The following is an 18,695-nucleotide window of genomic DNA, read 5'->3' as shown; positions in this document are numbered from 1 at the left end:
GAAGAGCATTATAGCTGATTTTTCATGATACTAGCTATGAGCAATCAAAGAAAAGACTTACTTAGTTAATAAGAATGCTATTCTTTGTTTTGCTTGTGTTAATTTTTTTCAATGAATAATGGATGACTGCTTGTTAACTCTTAAAGGATGTCAATCTGAACATCTACAAACTAAGCTTGAACTGTTTGTAGAGTTTCCAATTGGACAGGCTTGGGAGTTGGTAGATGCTTTTGTAGGATTTTGAGTACCTTCTCTGCGGTGATGGGCTTTGCTAAAAACCCAGAAGAGCCAACCATTTTTGCACGCACCCTATCTACTATACCGTCATTGCCCGTAAGAATAATCACAGGCGTGTTCTTGAAAGCCGAGACGCGGCGAATTTGAGTACAAATTTCATATCCGTTGGCGATCGGCATAACCAAGTCTAAAAAGATGAGGCTTGGTTTGTACTCTAGCAAAATCGGCAGTGCTGTGACTGGGTCTTGAACATTAACAAACCGATAACCCGCTTGAGCAAGAATGTTAGCCATCTTCAGGCTATCGCTATGGCTGTCATCAATGTGGGCTATCAAGGAACCAGTTTCTTCAGGTTGAACCAAGTTTACGGGTGGAGAGTTAAAGGTTGACTGAGAGTGAGTGGCTTCAACCGGATGAACGAAATCGTATTCCTCAACCTTAGTGGTTCTTGTCAACTGTGGAGTCAGCTGGAGATGAGTTTCTATTAAAGGCTTTGACAAGCGTTGACCTGACGGAGCCAGTATTCTGCTATCTATAGCACCATTAGCTGGGGTTTGTTTTGCGGATGAGGGCGAGGATACCGCTACTGCAACTGGTGTTGGTAAGTCTGGGATGGTTAAGAGTTCTAGAATACCTTGGTCAGCCAGATTTTGTATGATACTTGCCACGGTTGTCAAATTTTGTCTCATCTGTAACGCGATATCCCAAATGGTGTTTTCACCATTGACGAGTTGGCTGAGGCTGAAGAAAGTTTTAGAAGTCGTTAAATTTTGCTCATTCATAGGCAACTTAAAAATCGGTGCCATGTCAGGGCAAAGCGTTCCTAAACCGATATTTTGCCATTGCTTGCACAGATCAACGGCTGCTTGTAACGATTGCTTTACCTCTATTAAGGCAATTGGATGTACTTTTTTAGGCAACCAAAAGCTTCTTAACTTTGAATGACTTACTAGGGTAAATAAAACTTCATCAACAATTTTGCTAATAATGCTTTTTGCCTGCGTTAGGGTCAATTGATTTTGATTGATACTTCCCTGAAGCAAATGATATTCCCATAGTTCATCCTCTTGCCTATGAGGAGCATGAAATTTCACGCTAGGGCAATCTTGCGTCACTGCTCTGTGCCAACGCCGAACGCGGTGAACTCCTCCCGTAGCGTATAACAAACGTCCCAAGAATAAATATAGATGCCACTGGTTATTGCCCGACGACAAAATCAACTCTCCAGTTGCTCGTTGCTGGCTTAACACTGCTAACCTTTCGGCAATACTCGCAAAGCTTGGAAATCCTGGCTGCATTACGTAATTTCCTTTAATAAAAAGTTACCTAATAGGTAAGCTGCACCCAGTTGTTCCCAATTTCTAGCCTTCGGTTTTTACCGTTAAACAGGAATACTCCGGCTATTTTACTTATAGTAGACAAGCGTAATAGAATGTTATATCAGTAATATTACGTAAAAAAAACCATTATATTTTAAATAATTGTAAACGGAATATTAAATGTTGGTGAAATAAAAAGATGAGTTGATTTAGTTCACCCTATGAGTGCAAGAAATGAAGCTATTTAGAGCAATATATTTAACACTTATTTACAAAAGACTTATTTTCCTAATATCTCAGCTTTTTACTCAAAAAATGCGAAAAGCAAGGATATTAGCTAACTATGCTCATAAAATGTAGTGCAAGGATCTTCCACTAAGCATAATGCCAAGAAATAAATGGCCAGCGGTCAAATCTAGATCCTCGACACCCAACTAACCCAACACACAGCTCGGCATTTATTTTTATAGATCACCGAAAAAGAACTCAGAACTCAGTTGTTAGAACTCAGAATTAACTACAAACACGTAGGTTAATATCAGCCAAGTTCTGTACAACTGGCTGAAGAGTAGAGGTCAGAAGCCCCTAATTTTAATTAGGTCGAAAAGAAAAACTCTTTCCGTGGCTGTTTCCCCCGGATTTCTGTGTGGGGTCATTCTGCGTTGTACTTACTCTAAATATGTGCTGACTATGCAAGCAAGATGAATAGTAAAGATTTATATTTGTTAAAAAAGTTAACGAATATTTTTTACGATAGGTTAATAGTATTCCAATACACAAAATTTAATACTAAAAACCCGAACCACCAAGTTAGGGGTTCGGGAGAAAACATGGTATTAATTACCTCTCAGGCACTCAACCAGGGAAGAAAGTCTGGAGAATCAACGTTCCACTAAATCCTGACGTAGCAAGCGCTAACAAGATACTGGTAAAGAAAAGACCTATTTGAGGGCTAGAACCTAGTTCCTTGTCTTCTCGACCACCTGTAAGGAACAAAGACCAAGCTTGGGACGCATTGATAGTCTTAAAGCTATTAAAGTCAGGTCTGAAAACAACAGAACCAAATAGCTCGGGAGATTTGAAATTTAAGTTACTTGTCATGTAAATAATTATAACAATATTGTTGCCAAATTGCTAGTTTTTTGATAAATAAAAATGACTACTTGACTGTCGTTTTTGGTAGAGAGTTGCTTCACATAAGGTGCGAAGCAAGCTACACAAGGTCAGCGCGACTTTTCAGACATCTTCTAAGCAAAACAAAAATCGACGTCTGCGAAAATCTAATCACCGAACCTCCTCGCCCCGGAAGCCCCTGTTTTCTAAACATGGGGAGGAAGGGGCGGGGGAATTTATTCCCCGTCCAAGCACTCTAAAATCCATATGCGTAACCATCTTTTTTGTGAATAGGTATACAAAATCTGTAACTAATACCAGCAACACGACCTGAAGAAGTAGTAATGTCAAAACTACCAGCTTTGCGACACAACACACGACCAACGTACTCGCCCACTTTCTTGCCAGAGGTGACAACAGCTTTTATGATGTCGCCAGTTTTAAAGCCAAAATGGAGTTGTTTGCGTTCTCGATGGCGAGTTGCGAATCCATAGCGATCAGTACCGCACATTTGACGGGTTCCCCAGCCTGTACACTTGATGCGTAATGGTTGTTGGGTTAGCAATTGAATTGTTTCAATATCTCCAACACAAGCTGCATCAATCCAGTGAGATTTATTCAACCCAAGGCGAGTGCGATTGTACTTAGTTTGTCCGCCAGTTCCAGTAGTTGTAAGCAAAATACTTTTCAGTGTACGGAACACACATAAGCGAGTTGCGTTGACAATAGCAGCATCTTTGAGAGGTTGCTTGACCTGGCGCTTAATTTTCTCTAATCTTGATGGATCTTTTTTCAGGAATTCATCAATAGATTTCGCCCCCTTTTTGGTATTGCACCGTTCGCAAGACAGGGTTAAATTACTGACTCGGTTACTACCGCCTTTTGACCTCGGGTGAATATGTTCAATCTGAAGTGGTACACCTTCTTTATCGCAATAGGCGCATTTACGCCTCCACTTCTCTAGAAGATATTCTCGCACTTCATACCCAGCAAGTTCGCCTTGCTGATATTCGACACCGTCAACTTCTGGGTTTTGCATCTTTTGGGTATCAAACTTAACTAATTCCATCGCTATTTGACTGATTGGAGAGTACAAACAAAGCCGTTTTACCCAAGTCTCAATAGTGAGAACGCGGTGCATTAAAGATGGAGGCAACCACCCTTGTGGACGTTTACGATTATCAAAACGCGGTTGACGATAACGAGTTTTGCGATTCCTGCGGCTACAACGCAACGAACGTCTTGATTCCAAAGAATCCTTAATCTGCCATCCCCTATGTTCCAATTCCGCCGCCCAAATAACCTTATCTTGGTCAAGAATTGCGATACCTGTGAATCGACTACCGGGGTCAAGCTTGATGACTAGTGGTCTTGGTGCTGAGTTATCAACCACGTGTTTAAGTATCAGGGTAAAAGGATATATCCGCAGTACAGCGGCTTTCCCTTTAGTGAGCAAAACTCTTGCTCGTGCTGGAGGAATTGGGTTGAGTGGTTGTTTGTTTTTGTCAATAACAAAAACATAATTTTGCATTGCTGCATACTCCTTGCGGGTAAAGTTTGCTTCGACAGTGTTTAGGGTCGGTACTTTCCAAACGACACTGATTTATTCTCCGTAAGCCTGTTTAATCGTTCGGTTCTAGGGTCGCGGGACTAGCAAGCATCCCGGAGTAGGTCTTTAACACTTGCCCTAAACGAATAGTCTGGTCAGGTGGAGTCAACCACCAAGCCCCTGCCTTTTAGGCATGGGGTTGGCGCTCAGCTAGAGAACCCTGACTGGGTCGCAGTTTGAACCTGGCTCAGCAGACTGTGCAGTTTCTCACCCTCGATCACTTCTGTCTCTAAGAGTTGAGTGGCGATCGCCTCGAGTAAGTCTCGGTTAAGCTTGAGCGTATCCAAAGCTTGCTGATGAGCCGTTTCGACAATTTCCTTCACCTCGCGATCAATCGCCTGTGCTGTTTCTTCACTGAGCATCCGACGGGGATTAGGCGCACCATCACCCAGGAACATGGGTTGCTGTCCCTGCTGGTATGCCAAGGGACCTAAGATTTTGCTCATTCCATAGGTCGTCACCATCCGCTCTGCCAGATCGGTCGCCCGCTGCAAATCATTAGCTGCACCCGTAGTGATGCTGCCAAACACAATCTCTTCTGCTGAGCGTCCGCCGAGCAGAGTGGCAATCTGCCCCCGGAGTTCCGCTTCGTCCATGAGGAACCGATCTTCCGTTGGCAGTTGCAGCGTGTAACCCAGCGCTGCCATACCACGGGGTACGATGGAGATTTTCTCGACTCGACCATTTCCCGAAGTCAAGGAACCGACCAGAGCATGACCGACTTCGTGGTAAGCCACAATTTTCTTTTCCTTGTCGTTGAGAACACGGCTTTTCTTTTCCAGACCTGCTACCACTCGCTCGATCGCCTCGGCAAAGTCTTCCTGAGCGACGTAGGAGCGTTGATTACGGGCTGCTAATAGAGCCGCTTCATTCACCAGGTTTGCCAGGTCTGCTCCGGCAAAACCGGGGGTGCGAGTGGCGATCGCCTTGAGATTCACATCCTCACCCAGCTTCACCTTCTGAGCATGGATTTTGAGAATTGCCTCACGATCTGACAGATCAGGCCGATCAACCAAAACTTGACGGTCAAATCGACCAGGACGTAAGAGGGCAGGGTCCAAGACTTCAGGGCGGTTGGTTGCTGCCAGCACGATCACGGTGGCATCTCCAGCTGCAAACCCATCCATTTCTGTTAGCAACTGGTTGAGGGTTTGTTCCCGCTCATCATTGCCGCCGTAGAACCCGCCACTGCTGCGAGATTTGCCGATTGCATCCAGTTCATCAATAAAGACGATGCAGGGAGCTTGCTTCTTCGCCTGCTCAAACAGATCACGCACCCGCGAGGAACCAACCCCAACAAAGAGTTCCACAAACTCAGAGCCAGAGATACTGAAGAACGGCACGCCTGCTTCCCCTGCCACCGCTTTAGCCAGAAGCGTTTTACCAGTTCCCGGCGGACCCACCAGCAGCACCCCCTTGGGAATCCGCGCTCCAATTTGGGTATAGCGCTCTGGAGTCTTGAGGAAATCTACAATCTCAACCAACTCAGTCTTGGCTTCCTCTACCCCAGCCACATCGGCAAAGGTCGTTCTGGCAGATTCCCCCTCCACATAAACTTTGGCTTTGCTCTTACCAATCGAGAGAACACCTTGTGGTCCACCACCACCTCGACTAACAAAAAATTGCCAGATTGCTACAAAGATCAGGGGTGGAATTACCCAGCCTAGAAGACTAGTAAACCAGCCATTCTTCGGCGGAGGGGCAGCGGCAAACTCAACACCCTTCTGTTCTAACAACTTGGGCAATTCCAAATCGAAGATGGGTGTCGTAGAGAACACAGGCCCAGCCTGGTCATTTTCAGTTTTCAATTGGAACCGAATCTCGTTTTGACCGACTTGCACCCGGTCGACTTCTCCTGACTGCACCTGATGGATGAACAAGCTATAGGGGACACCGGGAATCTGGGGACCTAAGACAACAGGCAATATAAAATTTGCGATCAGGAACAAAGCTGCCAGCGCCAGAAAAATGTTACCGATCAGGCGGGAACGAGGGGGAGTACGTTGTTCTTTAATCGGCATGACTATCACCAATGTTGATAATGTGAGATGTTTTATTTAGCAAAAGTGTTTGACTCATGGGCGGTAAGGTTGCAGTAAAGGCAGAATTGCTCATTCACCCCCCTTTCTTACCAACGCTTCGAGTATATTCTTTGTAATCATCAATTGACGGACGATTTCTAACAGGTTTGCCTGTAACTTTTCTGGGGGAATTTCCTTGATTTGCTGGGTATAAAGTACCAGCTTAAACTCTTGTTCAATTGTCAAATCAAAGTCTTGAGGCTCAAGTGTGGGAAGCATAGGCTCAGATCCTTTTTTTATAGTCTTCTAGCGAACAAAGCCCAAGTTCAGCAGTTCCTGGGGAGATGCCAGCAAATCGATCGCCAGGATACATCGCAGCCCCAATCGTGATTTCACTTGCAACAGTGCTAAAAAATCTAGTAACCCTAGAGAGGAGTTAACCGGGTGTAGGGTGACTGATGTTTTATTGATTTTCCTACAGCATGAGTGGGTGCTGTTTCATTTCTGGGGTTATTTGTTTAACTACAATATAAAAAGTAACAAAAGTGTCAAATCTGAATTCCTTTTTTCCGGTCTGGTTTTTTAATGCTATTTTCTGACATCGCCAAGAATCATTCTTGAGGATACCACCTTGTTCAACCTTGAGTGCGATGGCGCAGAGCGCCCGCCTTCTTGCGATTGCGCTCTGCGCAGTGCCCTTGGTAATCGGCTGACGCTGGAGTGATGTGCACCATATTGACAAAAGTGCAATTTCCGTGACGTTCTCCCGCCACCTTTCCGGTGTACCGTTATGGTGGGGGCTTCTACAAGTCGCCTCATAGAAATTTCCTGCTTCATTGGTCTGTACACCGCGATGCCCCAAGAACAACTCATACAGCAACATCCACGTTCCGATACCTCCACAGGCAATTTATACTTTCCTGACGCCCCACGGAAAGTTGTATGTAGCGAATCCTAACGAATTCTATGTCTATTACGTTTCCCAACGTTTGCACTGTTCACCTGTTTTACCAGTCCGTTTGTGTCAAGTGGATGGTCGTCACGCCAGTCCCCTCAACGGGGGGAACCCCCGCACGGGGCTGGCTCACCAATGTTGCCTCACAAGAGCATCTTATTGCTACGGGCATTACAATTATAGACTTTATTGGTTTGTCAAGTATTCCTGGAGAGAGGAGACTTATCAGCCATCCCACTCATTCAATGACCAAAGGTCATTATCAATCGGGGATGTCTTCTTCGTCTCCCGCCGCAAGACCGACCACTCAACGGAGTACCGTTGCAGTGGGGGACTTACGGCGATTTAGTTAACCTGTCACGGGTGGGCTACAACGAGGGACAAAAGTAGCGTAGCTAGTTCTGCACTTAGATATGTCCCAAGTCCCAAACTGGCATTTCTTGATAACAATGGCTACAACGCCAGTAAATACCACCTACACTCATATGACGGAGTAAACCGTATGAGCAGCAAGGGCAACGATGCTGACTCCACATAGGTAGCCAGGTATATGTAGTTGTATTTCCTTGGTTGTTATCAGTTATAGAATGAGTCAGTAATTGGCTCGATTCCTTTAATAAAGCTTGCATTTTTTTATCACAAATTTGGGTTTAAGACCCGCACAAAATATTTTGGCGGTGGGACACACCGTGACAGTCTGTGGAGCGAACGTAAGACAGTCAAGGGGCATAAGTCCAAAGGGCAGTTGCGAAATACCCGTAAGGGAAAGAAACAGAAACCTAAGTTGTGAGTCTTAGGAATCACCGTCCCTTATAGGGCGGTGAGGATGTCAACTACTTTGTATTAATGTCCGACTCATATTCCACTAGAGACAGTGACGCTAACTTGTCGTTGAATCTACACGGATTTATGAAATGGTGTACTTAGTTTTAGCTCTATTAACTTTGGGGGGAGGACACGGCTTTTCTTTTCGATACCTGCCACCACCCACTCGATCTACTCGAGAGCACTAATTAGGTAGTCGAAGTAAGTGCCAACAACGCTTGCATCTTCTCCAGACAACATCGAGGTCGTGATGTTCTTCATAGCACGGACACTTTCGGCAACGGCCTCAATTGGAGTGCCGAGGGATCTGTACATTTGGCCAACACCAACGACCCCGATCTCTTGGATTGGTGTAGCATCTCCAGCCGCAACACTGTAAGTGATCAAGCGCAGGTAGTAATCCATATCCCGCAGGCAGGTGGCAGTCATCTCTTTGCCGTAGGCATTGCCACCTGGAGAAACAAGGCTTGGACGCCTTTGGAATAGTTGGTTTCCAGCTTCTTTAATAATGCGATCGCGCGAGAGAGTTAAAGCTTGCACAAGGCGTAGACGGTGCTCACTGCTCCTAATAAAGATCTTGATCTGCTCCAGTTCTCCAGGGCTGAGATAGCGAACCTCGGCATCTGCATTCACAATCATCTTCGTGATAATACTCATTGACGAACTCCTGAAATTAAATTAGGTCTATCTGAAACGGTTAAATTATTTACCGCTTGAACCTGCCAGAGCAAGCTATGCAATTTCTCACCCTCAATCACTTTTGTTTTTAAGAGTTGAGTAGCGATTGCGATTCGGCGCAGTGCGCGGAGCGCAATCGCCTCCAGTAAGTCTCGGTTGAGCTTGAGCGTATCCAAAGCTTGCTGATGATCCGTTTCCACAGCAGCGTACATTGCTTGGGTGGTTTTACACAGAGGTGAAATCTTCATCTAATTTCCACTCGTGTTTCAGCATCTCTTGATACATCGTTTCCCGAATCATTATGTGCTTATACTGCAAGATCAAGAATTCTTGAGCTTGCTCGCGGGACATTTGCTGCACTTGATCGGTAAAGCAACGGATGCTAAATTCTTGCTCTAAAGTTAGTTCGATAGCCTGATCCATAGCTGCCTCCTCTAACTCAATTAGGGTGAAAACTGTCAGTTCGATGTTGCACTAGTAGTCCTTCTGGTGAACTTGCCGCGGTAAAAGGTAAGGGGTAAAGGGGAAAGGTATTTTATGCCTTACCCTTCTTACCCTTTACCCAGGCTCCACGCATCAATTTTTGGTTGGTGAACTACTAGTACCGCTACCTTGGAAGTAAAAAGCTAAAAGTAAAAAGACTTATACCATAAGCTTTTAGCTGATTTTAGATGGTGGCTTTATTTCCGTCCATGAGTACTAGCTATGTTTTATGGTTAAGTGTTTCAGTGCTCATTTGAACTCTTTACTATACGTGTTACAAGTCCATCATGTCTGTTGGGGTCTTTCTTTTGCTTTTTAGTACCATCAGATTGCTTTTTGGATTTTTTGGCTTCTCTGTTGCCTTTTTTCTCTTTTGACATAATGATTCTCCAATCGAGGTTACTTTAATGTGATCAAACTGTTTAGGGTATATGGTGAAGTTCAATTTCCTACAAGCCAGTCAACAGACGAATCATGCCTGGTCAGGCGTGAGCCTGAGCTAGGAGCGAAACGTCTGTTGCTCGTTTGTCTGGATATTGATTAAAGCTAAACCGAAGCTCATCCATCACGTACTTTTTGGATTTGATGGCGTAGTTGTTCAGCAAGAGCGAATTATTCAATCACTAAACCGCTTTCTATAAATTCTGCTAACTCTTGTTAGCGCGGTGCTGTTGAATCAACAGCACCGCTCTCACCAACGGCAGATTTCTTGTTAGGTGTTAGCTAAAGAAATAATTGGCAGACTCTAAGCGATCATTGTGCATTCTCCCATTAGGCATTTTTGCCCCCTTCAAATTAGCGCCGCTGAAATTGGCTCCTTTGAGTCCAGCCCAGTTTAAATTAGCACTGCTTAAATCTGAGTTGCTCAAGTCTGCGTTGTTCAAGTGCGCCCCACTCAAATCTACCCCACTCAAATTTGCTTTAGCTAGGCTTATCCCTCTCCAGTCTGCCTGTCTAAAATTTCTTTCCCCGGCTGCATATCGCCTTAAAACTTCATTGGCATCCATATTGGTTGCCTCGCAACGTGTAGCGTTCTCGCTGTTTATGTATTTATTATAACTCACAATCTCTTGCTCTAACATTACAAATTGACTACTACGTCGAGGGCGGAAATAAAGCTACCATAAAGGGCCATAAGCCCTTCTCAGTAGCGGAGACGCTGCTTTGTGCCTTCAGCCGGTAAGCGCAAAGCGCCGAGAGTGCCTGCGCTTCGCGCTTATCGGTATCTCCTGAGTCCTTACGGACACGCTGCTTTGTATGCCTGCGGCACGAAGAGCGCACGCACTCACCTCTGTCGGGAAAGCCGTCATTCGCGCAGCGTCTCACCGCTACGCGTCTACAAAATAGACAAAAAGCTTACTGTACAAGAATTCTTACCTTCTACCATCTGCCCTCTGCCGAACTGTACTAGAGCGATCGCGCTAGCAATGTTTGAGATTTGTGAGTCAACTTCAGGAAGCTCTTCTAGCGTACCAAGCCCAAGTTCAGCAGTTCCTGGGGAGACGCCAGCAAGTCAATTGCCACAAAGAAAATCTTGCCTTGAGAATCGAGCAAGAACCGCCATGCTAGGTTTATGCCGACACTGTCACTAAACCAGGGAGTTTGCACTTTACCCGTCACTTTAATCTGGGTAAACCCTCCTTCCGCAGGCTCAGATACCCCCCGCTCAGGTATCAGCTTGAGCCCGTAGCATTCTTCACGCATATACCTAAGGATGGATTCATGACCCACAATCGGTTCTTGGAAAGGGGATTGCAGGGCACCGTCTTCAGCAAATAAAGCCACAGCTGCTTCAAAGTCAAAGGCATTCATATTCTCCATGTAGCTTAGGACAGTAAAGTTGTCGATGCCCTCAATGCTGACCTTAGTTCGGGGTGCGAGATCTTTAGGTGGAACCACAGGTTCTTTGACTTTTTGAGTGCCAACAGTTGGGGCATACCCCATGTTGATCACAATATCCTGTAATACGGCGAGTTGCTGACCCCCTTCAAGTTGACGGATAGCTTGGAGCACACTTGATGCCTTTGCAGACAGTTTATAGCCGGATGGAATCGGAGCAACGATTCCCTCTTTCATCCACTCGCTTAACTGATACCAGAAGCCCAACTTGACATTCGTGCCGAAAGACGAATAGGTACGGCAGAGGTCCGTGTCAGTATGGTTAACGAGATCGCACATAACTTGCGTTTGCTCCAAATCAGGCATCTGCTTGATTTGAGTCAAGGTTTTTTCTGCAAAGACCATGTTGACTACCTGCATAGCAGCGGGAGTGATTGTAACTCCCATCTCGGTATAGGCAAACCAAAGTAAAGCCAACTGATCCTCAGCACTGAGTTGATTGAATGATTCAACGGTCGCTGGAACCGCATCAGCAACTTGAGTGTCAGGAAAAATGGAGCGTGCAGACTCGATAGTAAATGACATTTTTCAAAATCTCCAGAACGTTTAGGACATTGATTTGTTGGTAGTCTTTCAAAAATGGTGATGCTAACTTGCCAATGTTGGATATAACTGCTTTTCGAGACTTAGATCACTATGTCTTGGGACATTACCCAAAATGCGTTGAGCGATGACGTATGAGGACTCTTGGCAAACCACTAAACAGGCAAGCACAGCAAGGAACTCATCAAAATTCAGGGGTTTGGTGAACCACAGGTCAAACCCGGCACACAGAGCACGTTGAAGCATCTTTTCATTGGCATAGCCTGTCACAGCAATGGCTAGCACCACTTCCCCTCGCTCTCCCGCTTTGGTTCTGACTTGTTGAATCAGGGCATAGCCATCCTCGTTTGGCAAGGCAATGTCACTCACCAGGACATCAGGTTGCCATTGCACAAATATTTTCAAAGCTTGCTGGGCTAAAGATGCCGTTTGCACCTCTACACCATAGGGTTGCAGCAGCATGATGATCAAATCGCAGAAATCGACATTATCGTCTACAACGAGTACTCGCAGCCCTGGGAGGGATTGAAGATTAGTAGGAAATCTATTATTTGGATACATCGCAGCCCCAATCGTGATTTCACGTGCAACAGTGCTAAAAAATCTGGTAACCCTAAACAGGAGTTAACCGGGTGTAGGGTGACTGATGTCTTATTGATTTTCCTACAGCATGAGTGGGTGCTGTTTCATTTCTGGGGTTATTTGTTTAACTACAATATAAAAAGTAACAAAAGTGTCAAATCTGAATTCCTTTTTTCCGGTCTGGTTTTTTAAACTGGCATTTCCTGATGGCAGCAGCTACAACGCTCTTTTAAGTTTCCCCAAACGCACGTGACGAAGTAAAACGTCTGAACAGTGAGGGCAAGTATGCCTACTAATCATGGATTGACTGAGTATTAGAGATAGACCACGTTGGCTGCAAGCAGTGATTAGCTCGGTTGTCAATTGCATTGGACTCGTTAATAAAGCTTTCATGAAAAATGATGCCCCTGTCTAAAGGTGTTGACTAAAATACATCCAGACAATCGTGGGGCAGCGACTACCTATAGTCACTGCCCCAGGAATAGTATTAGCTATCTAAGCATTTGCTTACGCAGGAATCAATACTGTATCAATGATGTGGATCACACCATTATCAGCAGCAACATCCGGCGTTGTAACGGTAGAATCATTGATTTTAACGCCTTTGGAAGAGTTAATTTTCACTTCCGTTCCTTCAACTGTTTTAGCTGATTTGAGCTTAACGACATCAGCCGCCAGCACCTTGCCGGAAACAACATGATAGGTCAGGATTTTCTTGAGCTTTGGAATGTCCTTAAGCAATGCGTCTACTGTGCCTGCTGGAAGCTTAGCAAACGCCTCATCAGTAGGCGCAAAGACGGTGAATGGACCAGCGCCTTTAAGAGTATCTACTAGACCAGCAGCCTTGACCGCAGCAACCAGGGTGCTAAAAGAACCAGCATTAACAGCAGTATCAACAATATCAGCCATGTATAGCACCTAGTGAGTGTAGAATTTGTTCACAAGAGTTAGCATGACACCCTGATGTTAGAAATCATGTTTCAGCAACCGTTTGAATAGCGTATAAATTGTATGAATTGTGATAAAAAAGTTCATATCATTACCTAAGAAAGAGAGAGGGCAGAGGGCAGCTATGCTGAAAGAGAGAAATATAATTTCTGTTTCAAAGCAAGTTCTCTGTTCTCTGTGAAGTACCCACCACCAAAACGGAGTACCGTTATAGTGGGGGACTTACGCCGATTTAGTTAAAAGCCCCTGATTTTATTGAGAAAGACATAATAATTTGTTCGCGTATCACCCAAAATTATGCTTTCTAGAGTACTTCTGGTTTTATAGCAGTCCTAAATCATTCGTGAAAATTATAAAGTAGTACAAACATTTTGCTTGCTACTGTAGGCGGTCAAGATGCCCGCACTACAGATTTACGTATTGATAACTTTGATTTTTCACAACTCATTTAGGATTGCTTTATCACTAAAAATAACAATAATAAATCGTTATTTTTCCCATGATTTGAAATATTTCAATAGATATTCAGAACAAAAAGCCAGGTGGCCGTCTTGCTTGTATGATAATTTTATGAAGCTTATATTCAGCTTAGATTCTACCCAATCGTGTTGTTTTTTGTTCCCATAAGACATAATCCCTAATATCTAAGTTTGAGCCTATTGAAGGTTACGAATCCTTCAAAGTTCCACTAATGTTTAGGATATAGGGCAAAGAGCCGTATAAGATTTGGCAACTTAATCGAGGAGAACGAAATGTTCGACTTCAACATCTTGGCTGAATTCTCACGCACTTACTGCATTGGCATTTGTGCCTTTTTAATTCCAGCCAACCTGGTTACTACCTCGCTGACAATGGCTTTTACATTATTGCGCTGTCCAGCTGTTCAGGTCTGGCAAACAGCTGGAATTGCCAGTATTTTTGCGCTAGTGATGATACTGCACGTATTTACTTGGTTCATGATTGGAGTGGTCATGGCTCCCACGTACATTTTGTTGGGGATGGGAAGCATCTGTCTGTTTGCCAATTTAGGGGCGATTCTCCTACGCAGACATTTCACAGCATTTGCATAGCTCTCTTAACCCCTGACTAAACCAGGGTTTTTTTGTTTTTATAAGGAAGGCTAGCTGAAAACCCTTGAGGAACAGCAACGTAGTTGCGAATTCCATACTTCAGGCAAGGGATGAAAGCTGCCGACGTAGGCTTTAGCCTACCGTGATGCAATGTTCTTTTAAGTGTCTTGTAACGTATGAATGCAAGCATGCTAATATAAACATATACAAAAGTTCAAGTATAAGCAAGCAACAGAATAGATACAAAAAGTATCACGTAAGCAAAGCTAACGCTGTCTTCAGTTTGTGAAAGCTTGAACTAAGCAGGTAAGTATGTTTTTGTGAAGCGAGTAGGGAGGGGCACTCCCGAATTAACGCTACAGGACTAGCGACCTCTACTCTAGTTGGTGAGACCAGTCCTGAAGGAGGGTCTCCCGACNCTAGGGAACTGGCGAACCCGAAGGGTGAAAACCTGCGCTTAGCAAGTAACTAGGATGAGTGTAGAATCCTCTCGGCTTTAGGCAGAGGAGTGTCAACAACTCAGATATTGCACCACGCCTTGGCACAGGTGCGGCTATAAAAACATAGACGCCGAAAGGGCTGCTTCCTGCAGGATACTCCTTTTCATGCGGAGTGAAAGAAAAATCCAGCATTTCAAACCCGCGCAGGCGGGTTTTGCTTATCTAGCAACGAATTTTATTATCATAAACCCTCGGCTCACTAACCGTCATGTCTATTTGGGTCTTTTTTCTCCTTTTTTTTCTGGGGGTCTTTTTTTGGTTTTTTGGCTTCTTTATTGCCCTTTTGTTCTTTCGACATTATTGCTCTCCAATATGGTGATAACTAAAGTGGCTACAAGACCTGTAATGCCTTTTCAATGCTATCACTTTTGCTAAATAAATTGAACAGAAAGCTCGCTTCGGAAATATATCCAGATATTCATAGGGCAGCAACCACTTATAGTTGCTATCCCTCTGACTGATTTTGAAGCACAAGAAGTGTTTGAATAGCGTATCAAATCTATAATTTGTACTAAAAAAATCCAATACTCATAATAATCTAGAGGTCTATCACCCAAAATTGAGCTTTCAAAATTCAGCTTGAGAGAGTCATTATGATTTTCTTACTAAACTTAACAATATTTATTCTCACAAATAGACAGAAAGATAGATACAAAACCCGGTGTTGTAAGAGATAATTAAACTAGTTTTAGAAACATGATTTTCTGAAAGTATTTACCTTATAAAAATAAAATGAGCGATGGCATATGCAGAGAGACCTGCAGATACCATTATTGACTTAGCTAACCTTACCTGGTTTATCAAGTAAGTTTGGTGAGAAAAAATAACAAGAAATTAAGAGAGAAAAGAAATGCCTAGGCTCGTAGGACAGCGTTCTAATACTGGAGCAAACATCACCAGTTTAATCATCATTGCCGCCATTGTTGGGGTACTCCTTGAATACCTTGGTGCAATTGACATCGTTCCTGGTTTCGGTCGAGAGGGACGCTACTTTCAGCTTCAAGGTCAGCCAACCAACGAACAGGGCAGTGGACAAATCAATCAATAAGAATTGCGAGGAATCAATAAAATGCGTAAAGGTAGTGATGTTATAGGGAAAGCGGTAGTCACCTATGACACTGGTAAGAAAATTGAGCGAATTCGAGATTTAATTTTTGATCAAAAACGCAATCAACTTTTGGGTTTTTTGGTTGAAGAAAAGGGACTGTTTCGGGATGCAAAAGTGATTCCCCTGCAAGAGGTGCAAGCTATTGGGTTAGATGCGATCGTGGTTCACTCGAAGGAATCTGTTGTTGGGGCAGATCATATCCCGGTGCTCAAAGAAATTCTGCACCACAACAATGTGCTTATAGGAACAAGAATTCTGACTACTACGGGACTCGACCTCGGTGGACTGGTCGATTTGTTTTTCGACGAGCATAGCGGACTGGTAGAAGGATACGAAGTCTCCGGAGGTGTGTTTGCCGATGCTTACTCAGGGCGATCATTCGTTCCCGCTCCTGAAACGCTGAAAATAGGTGATGATGTTGCCTTTGTGCCTCCAGAAACTGCTCAGATGATGCAAGAACAGGTCGGTGGCATCCGGGGAGCCGTCCAAGCAGCTGGAGATAGACTGCAAGACTCAGCGGAGACTGCCAACCGCAGACTGCAAGCAACCGCTCAAACCGCTAATGAGCAACTGCAAAGCTCGGTAGAAAACGTGAACCGCAGGCTACAGCAAGCAAGCCAGAACGCAGGTGAGCAACTGCAAGCCGCAACCGATGCCACCAGTAGCAATCTGCAACACTTTAATCGAGATGCGGCTGCTTCGCTGACGAACAATCTGGTTGACCCTACAGAACAAAAGGTATATGTAATTGGCAAGCGCGTCGAGCGGGATGTGCTGACTCCAGACAGTAGCGTACTGCTACTCCAGGGACAAGAAGTGACGCTAGACGATGCGGAAGCTGCTGAGCATATGGGCATCCTCGATGAACTCTATCGCGCAACAGGTGGCAGCCTGACTGCAAACATTAGCCGGAATTTTCAAGCAGCGAGGGAATCTACTAGTGCTCGACTTCACAGTAGCGCCACTCAGCTACGTCACTCGGTTGATCAGCTAGCGGCACATACAGTTATCGAGCAGGCAAGAGGTCGGCGGATTCTACAAACAGTACGTGCTAACGATGGTTCAATTATTGCGGCATCTGGTCAGATTGTGACCGAACCCGTCCTTGCTCGTGCCCAAACTTACGGTAAAGACGCAGAGTTGCTGAACGCCGTAGGTCTGACTCTGGCAACCGCAGTCCGTTCTACCGCAAGTGACACATGGTTAGAAACCAAAGTTCAACTGCGCGATCGCCTCAAAGGGGCGTCTCCTCCAGAGCATCGCGCAAGCATCGCCCAAGAGAACCTCAAGACCTTCTGGCAAACCCTGCAAGAGAAGGCACAAGAGTTACAAAGACACAGGACGCGGACAAGCAAAAACCAACGAATTGAACAAGCACTGGGTCGTCCAGTCACCCGTGTCATCCTTGATCCAGAGGACAAGGTGATTCTCAATGTGGGTGAACTGATTACACACCGCGCCATCCGTCAGGCTACAGAAAGCGGTGTTCTGAATATCTTGCTGAGTTCAGTCTACGCCAAGGAGCCAGAAATCTCTGACAAGGAGTTGCGTGCTTCAGAACACGGAATGGCAGCGCTGGCGTACCACGGTAATGGTCGATCACAAGTTGAAGTGCGGTCAGTTCAGTCTGTTGAATCTTAATTAAGTTAAATCTTTTCTCAGATCCTCATTGTTTCTCCTTCGGATAAAACAAATATGTCACCCACTTGCTTGGTTGGTTTTCATCCTTTATCAAGAAGTCATCGCGCTGACAAAGAAATGTCACAAAGTAATATAGATTCTCTTGCGTATGGACAAACTTACCGTGTTCGATCTGCCGAGTTATTTCAACAAAGGTAGCCTTGCCTAACGGGGGGAGGGGGAAAAGTTTCAAACTCACACTTAATGGAGCCGCTTGAACGAGGTCTTTCGTTCCCCTATCTACTACGGGTAAAATCACCCACTCCTGACTCCAAGGGTGTGGATCGGGCGAAATAATTTGTAGGTAAGAGGTGTTTTTATCGACCCAGTACCATGCTCCCTTTTCCAATGATTCAACCGGGATATAATTGTCTTGGGGTGGTAGCCGTCCTATAAATTTGAGAAAACTTGTGTCTTGTCGATCAATTAGGTTCATTGCGATAATTCCTTAAGAGAGTACCTAGTATTTTTAGGAGCTTTGAGTTTCTTTCGCTTCTGAGAGTCCAAAAGAACACTATCATTTGAAACGTTTAATTTTTAGGTATTGAAGACAAATGATCATAGATTTTTCTGGGAGGAGTTCTTAAATACCAAACGATTCCTAGCTATGAAAGTAGCTTAAGAATGTAATGGGTAATATCTATTTCCCACTAGTAAAAACCTTGCCGTTCTGAAGCAGGATAGTAATGATTATTATGCCAACCTTCGCCTAGAGTAATGAGAGCTAAAAACCAATTAGACTATGTGAGCCGTTGAGTCAGGTATGGAAATACCAAAAATTATTAGAAAAAAACCTTCGGGAACTACCGCTGCGAAGATGCCGGCGTTCATAGAGAAGTTCTTAATGTGTACTTTTACAGCATGGCAGATGGGTGCTTGAGATTTGGTTTTGGCAAAGGTTTGAGATGTATAAGATGAGTTGATAAAGTTTGAAATTGTTACAAAACTTTAAGAAATGAAATGGAATCTCAGTACCGTTGCTCATTGAGAGTTGTTAACTCATACGTAGAAGCGCAAAACTCAACATTCATAAGTCTTTATAGGATGAGTTCCACAAGTTCACCTAAAATATTCAGTGTGAAGAACGTTTGAGTTAGTTTCATTTTGATGAAATTAGAGTATATC

General features: G+C 44.4%; 20 protein-coding genes. 4 read left to right on the top strand and 16 right to left on the bottom strand.

The annotated features are described in order from the left end of the window. Positions 1-170 precede the first annotated feature (170 nt). The 6 genes from AACT52_RS29155 to AACT52_RS29130 all read right to left on the bottom strand — a co-directional run bounded on the left by AACT52_RS29155 (position 171) and on the right by AACT52_RS29130 (position 7,182). Positions 171-1,535, bottom strand: a complete 1,365-nt coding sequence (locus AACT52_RS29155; protein WP_073634314.1) for a response regulator — start codon at positions 1,533-1,535, stop codon at positions 171-173. A gap of 876 nt (positions 1,536-2,411) precedes the next feature. Then, entirely contained in the window at positions 2,412-2,657 is a 246-nt protein-coding gene (locus AACT52_RS29150; protein WP_073634313.1) for a hypothetical protein, read from the bottom strand. 268 nt (positions 2,658-2,925) lie between these two features. Beyond that, positions 2,926-4,200: an RNA-guided endonuclease IscB gene (iscB, locus tag AACT52_RS29145; protein ID WP_073634312.1), complete on the bottom strand. Its 1,275-nt coding sequence runs from the start codon at positions 4,198-4,200 to the stop codon at positions 2,926-2,928. A gap of 224 nt (positions 4,201-4,424) precedes the next feature. Then, positions 4,425-6,299, bottom strand: a complete 1,875-nt coding sequence (ftsH4, locus tag AACT52_RS29140; protein ID WP_073634311.1) for an ATP-dependent zinc metalloprotease FtsH — start codon at positions 6,297-6,299, stop codon at positions 4,425-4,427. 90 nt (positions 6,300-6,389) lie between these two features. Then, positions 6,390-6,578 carry a hypothetical protein gene (locus AACT52_RS29135; protein ID WP_073634310.1) on the bottom strand — a complete coding sequence of 63 codons (189 nt, stop codon included), beginning with the start codon at positions 6,576-6,578 and terminating at the stop codon, positions 6,390-6,392. 196 nt (positions 6,579-6,774) lie between these two features. After that, positions 6,775-7,182 (bottom strand): hypothetical protein, encoded by a 408-nt coding sequence (locus AACT52_RS29130; protein WP_073634309.1) that lies wholly within the window; start codon positions 7,180-7,182, stop codon positions 6,775-6,777. 83 nt (positions 7,183-7,265) lie between these two features. Here AACT52_RS29130 and AACT52_RS29125 point away from each other — a divergent pair, with 83 nt between their 5' ends. After that, positions 7,266-7,607 (top strand): hypothetical protein, encoded by a 342-nt coding sequence (locus AACT52_RS29125; protein WP_143172906.1) that lies wholly within the window; start codon positions 7,266-7,268, stop codon positions 7,605-7,607. A 54-nt stretch (positions 7,608-7,661) separates the two neighbouring features. On the opposite strand, the gene AACT52_RS29120 is transcribed toward AACT52_RS29125, so the two are convergent. The 9 genes from AACT52_RS29120 to AACT52_RS29080 all read right to left on the bottom strand — a co-directional run bounded on the left by AACT52_RS29120 (position 7,662) and on the right by AACT52_RS29080 (position 13,173). After that, on the bottom strand, positions 7,662-7,883 hold the full coding sequence (locus tag AACT52_RS29120) for a hypothetical protein (RefSeq protein ID WP_073634308.1): 222 nt from the start codon (positions 7,881-7,883) through the stop codon (positions 7,662-7,664). Positions 7,884-8,250: 367 nt separating this feature from the next. Next, the gene (locus tag AACT52_RS29115; RefSeq protein WP_073634307.1) at positions 8,251-8,736 is read right to left on the bottom strand and encodes an allophycocyanin; all 486 of its coding nucleotides are present in this window, start codon (positions 8,734-8,736) and stop codon (positions 8,251-8,253) included. Further along, positions 8,733-9,005 (bottom strand): hypothetical protein, encoded by a 273-nt coding sequence (locus AACT52_RS29110; RefSeq protein WP_073634306.1) that lies wholly within the window; start codon positions 9,003-9,005, stop codon positions 8,733-8,735. The genes AACT52_RS29115 and AACT52_RS29110 overlap by 4 nt, the downstream gene beginning before the upstream one ends. After that, positions 8,983-9,180: an NblA/ycf18 family protein gene (locus AACT52_RS29105; protein ID WP_073634305.1), complete on the bottom strand. Its 198-nt coding sequence runs from the start codon at positions 9,178-9,180 to the stop codon at positions 8,983-8,985. The genes AACT52_RS29110 and AACT52_RS29105 overlap by 23 nt, the downstream gene beginning before the upstream one ends. Before the next feature lie 302 nt (positions 9,181-9,482). Next, positions 9,483-9,620: a hypothetical protein gene (locus AACT52_RS29100; protein WP_198941011.1), complete on the bottom strand. Its 138-nt coding sequence runs from the start codon at positions 9,618-9,620 to the stop codon at positions 9,483-9,485. A gap of 339 nt (positions 9,621-9,959) precedes the next feature. Then, positions 9,960-10,304 (bottom strand): pentapeptide repeat-containing protein, encoded by a 345-nt coding sequence (locus AACT52_RS29095; protein ID WP_339375010.1) that lies wholly within the window; start codon positions 10,302-10,304, stop codon positions 9,960-9,962. Positions 10,305-10,704: 400 nt separating this feature from the next. Next, the gene (locus AACT52_RS29090) at positions 10,705-11,664 is read right to left on the bottom strand and encodes an orange carotenoid-binding protein (RefSeq protein WP_073634304.1); all 960 of its coding nucleotides are present in this window, start codon (positions 11,662-11,664) and stop codon (positions 10,705-10,707) included. 63 nt (positions 11,665-11,727) lie between these two features. Further along, positions 11,728-12,243, bottom strand: coding sequence for a response regulator (locus AACT52_RS29085; protein WP_073634303.1), 516 nt, complete (start codon positions 12,241-12,243; stop codon positions 11,728-11,730). Between the two features lie 528 nt (positions 12,244-12,771). Further along, complete coding sequence (locus tag AACT52_RS29080; RefSeq protein WP_073634302.1) at positions 12,772-13,173, bottom strand: fasciclin domain-containing protein; 402 nt, start codon at positions 13,171-13,173, stop codon at positions 12,772-12,774. Between the two features lie 791 nt (positions 13,174-13,964). Between AACT52_RS29080 and AACT52_RS29075 the strand changes: the two genes are divergently transcribed. The 3 genes from AACT52_RS29075 to AACT52_RS29065 all read left to right on the top strand — a co-directional run bounded on the left by AACT52_RS29075 (position 13,965) and on the right by AACT52_RS29065 (position 17,531). Next, positions 13,965-14,282 (top strand): hypothetical protein, encoded by a 318-nt coding sequence (locus AACT52_RS29075; RefSeq protein ID WP_073634301.1) that lies wholly within the window; start codon positions 13,965-13,967, stop codon positions 14,280-14,282. Between the two features lie 1,350 nt (positions 14,283-15,632). Beyond that, complete coding sequence (locus AACT52_RS29070; protein ID WP_073634300.1) at positions 15,633-15,830, top strand: hypothetical protein; 198 nt, start codon at positions 15,633-15,635, stop codon at positions 15,828-15,830. A 21-nt stretch (positions 15,831-15,851) separates the two neighbouring features. Next, positions 15,852-17,531: a PRC-barrel domain-containing protein gene (locus AACT52_RS29065; protein ID WP_073634299.1), complete on the top strand. Its 1,680-nt coding sequence runs from the start codon at positions 15,852-15,854 to the stop codon at positions 17,529-17,531. Between the two features lie 25 nt (positions 17,532-17,556). On the opposite strand, the gene AACT52_RS29060 is transcribed toward AACT52_RS29065, so the two are convergent. Further along, positions 17,557-18,006 (bottom strand): hypothetical protein, encoded by a 450-nt coding sequence (locus AACT52_RS29060; RefSeq protein WP_073634298.1) that lies wholly within the window; start codon positions 18,004-18,006, stop codon positions 17,557-17,559. Positions 18,007-18,695 lie beyond the last annotated feature (689 nt).

The organism is Scytonema sp. HK-05, from assembly GCF_963872035.1.
Taxonomy (GTDB): Bacteria; Cyanobacteriota; Cyanobacteriia; order Cyanobacteriales; family Nostocaceae; genus Kalymmatonema.
This window is presented reverse-complemented; position numbering and strand designations above follow the sequence as displayed.